The following is a 1,835-nucleotide window of genomic DNA, read 5'->3' as shown; positions in this document are numbered from 1 at the left end:
ACGTAGTTGATACGCCTACTTGTTCCGCATTGTTAAAATTATAACACAGATTACTCGCAGCCTAAAGGCTGCAACTGCGTTTCATCCCCGGCTTAAAAGACCGGGGTTCTCACGCAACGCGCTATAGTGCCGGCTGACTCTTCGTCGCGGGCTGGCTTGTCGGTGGTTGAGGAGCCAGCGGCGCGAAGGAAGTGTGAAAACTAATGTTGTAACAGCGGGAATCAAAGATTTGTTCGGCAGTCAGGCCTGGCGCGCATTCCTCCCGCCACTCAACGGAGTACAGTTAAAGTGCGGGACTCCTGCTGTCTAGTTGAATTAAAATTTGGCTTTAAGGCGTTTAATCTTATGACTGCAAAAACAACGACCTCGATCGATTCTGTCCTGCGCTACGAGGTTTTGGGATCTCGCCGCTTCAGCAATTACTGGTGGGCGACGATTGTCACCATTGGAGGGACTGGTTTTCTGCTGTCGGGTCTTTCCAGCTACTTGCGCGTGAACCTGCTGCCTTTTGCTGACCCGACTGAACTCATTTTTATCCCCCAAGGCATCGCGATGGGTTTCTACGGTGTCTGCGGCGTGCTGTTGGCGCTTTACCTGTGGCTGACTGTGCTGTGGGATGTCGGCGGCGGTTACAATGAGTTCGATCGCAAAACTGGTAACATTCGGATCTTTCGCTGGGGATTTCCCGGCAAAAACCGCAAACTTGATTTTACTTGCAAAACATCCGACGTGCAATCTGTGCGGGTGGACATTAAAGAAGGTCTCAGTCCCCGCCGCAGCATTTATCTCAAGCTGAAAGACCGCCGTCAGTTTCCCCTGACTAGAGTCGGACAGCCGATTGCTTTGTCTGATGTGGAAAATCAAGCTGCCGAATTGGCTCGATTTTTGCAAGTTCCCCTAGAAGGACTGTAGATATTTGGAATTTGGGGTTTTCGATTTGAAATTGGTAGTGTCTGGCAAGATGCTATTGGGCGCACAAAATCGATCGATTTAGTTCGCGCTGCGCCGCGCACATTATCCTGGTAAATCGATAAGTCTAGGGTACGCATTGCGTACCTGGGCTTTTTGTACGAACTTGAAAGTGAAAATGCAAATGCAAATCAAAATTCAGCGGTGGTTGTTCTCACTTTTAATCATTGGTGCGCTGTTGGTCGGGGGTTGCGGTAGTTCCCCTGCGACGAACTCAACTACGACACCGAACCAGGCGTCTGGTGAAAGCATTTCTTTGTCTCCGTCTCCTGCTGCTGTAGCGGCGAGTTCGCAATTTAAGGATTTGCCGCGCTTGGAAGGAAAAGCAACGGTGGTAATGACGGTTAAAGGTGCTCCAATTACGATCGAACTTGACGGCACAAATGCGCCGATTACTGCGGGCAATTTTGTCGATTTGGTTCAGAAAGGTGTCTACGACGGGCTGGTATTTCACCGAGTCGTGCGGGAACCTCAGCCTTTTGTAGTTCAGGGCGGCGACCCCCAGGGTAAAGACCCTAAATTCCCTGCGGCGCGGCTGGGAACTGGGGGTTTTATTGACCCGAAAACTTCTAGCGAGCGCATGATTCCTCTGGAAATTAAAGCTAAAGGTAGTTCGAGTCCTACTTACAGCCAAACGCTAGAACAAGCTGTGGTTGCCCAGAAACCTGTGTTGATGCACACTCGCGGGGCTGTTGCTATGGCTCGATCGGGCAATCCTGATTCGGCTTCTTCTCAGTTTTACTTTACTTTGACCGATTTGCCGTTTTTGGACGGTAGCTATGCGGTTTTTGGCTATGTGAAGGAAGGGATGGATGTTGTCGATAAGATTGAAGCGGGCGATCGCATTGAAAAGGCTACTGTTACTC

2 protein-coding genes are annotated in these 1,835 nt (G+C 50.2%); both read left to right on the top strand.

The features are described from left to right. Positions 1-345: 345 nt before the first annotated feature. Entirely contained in the window at positions 346-912 is a 567-nt protein-coding gene (locus WBA89_RS23530; RefSeq protein WP_424409837.1) for a photosystem I assembly protein Ycf4, read from the top strand. 175 nt (positions 913-1,087) lie between these two features. Next, on the top strand, positions 1,088-1,835 hold a 748-nt coding region (locus WBA89_RS23525), incomplete at its 3' end, for a peptidylprolyl isomerase (RefSeq protein ID WP_424409836.1).

This window comes from Microcoleus sp., assembly GCF_049646505.1.
Lineage (GTDB): Bacteria > Cyanobacteriota > Cyanobacteriia > Cyanobacteriales > Microcoleaceae > Microcoleus.
Note: the sequence above shows the minus strand (reverse complement) of the source record. Positions and strands in the feature narration are given on the sequence as shown.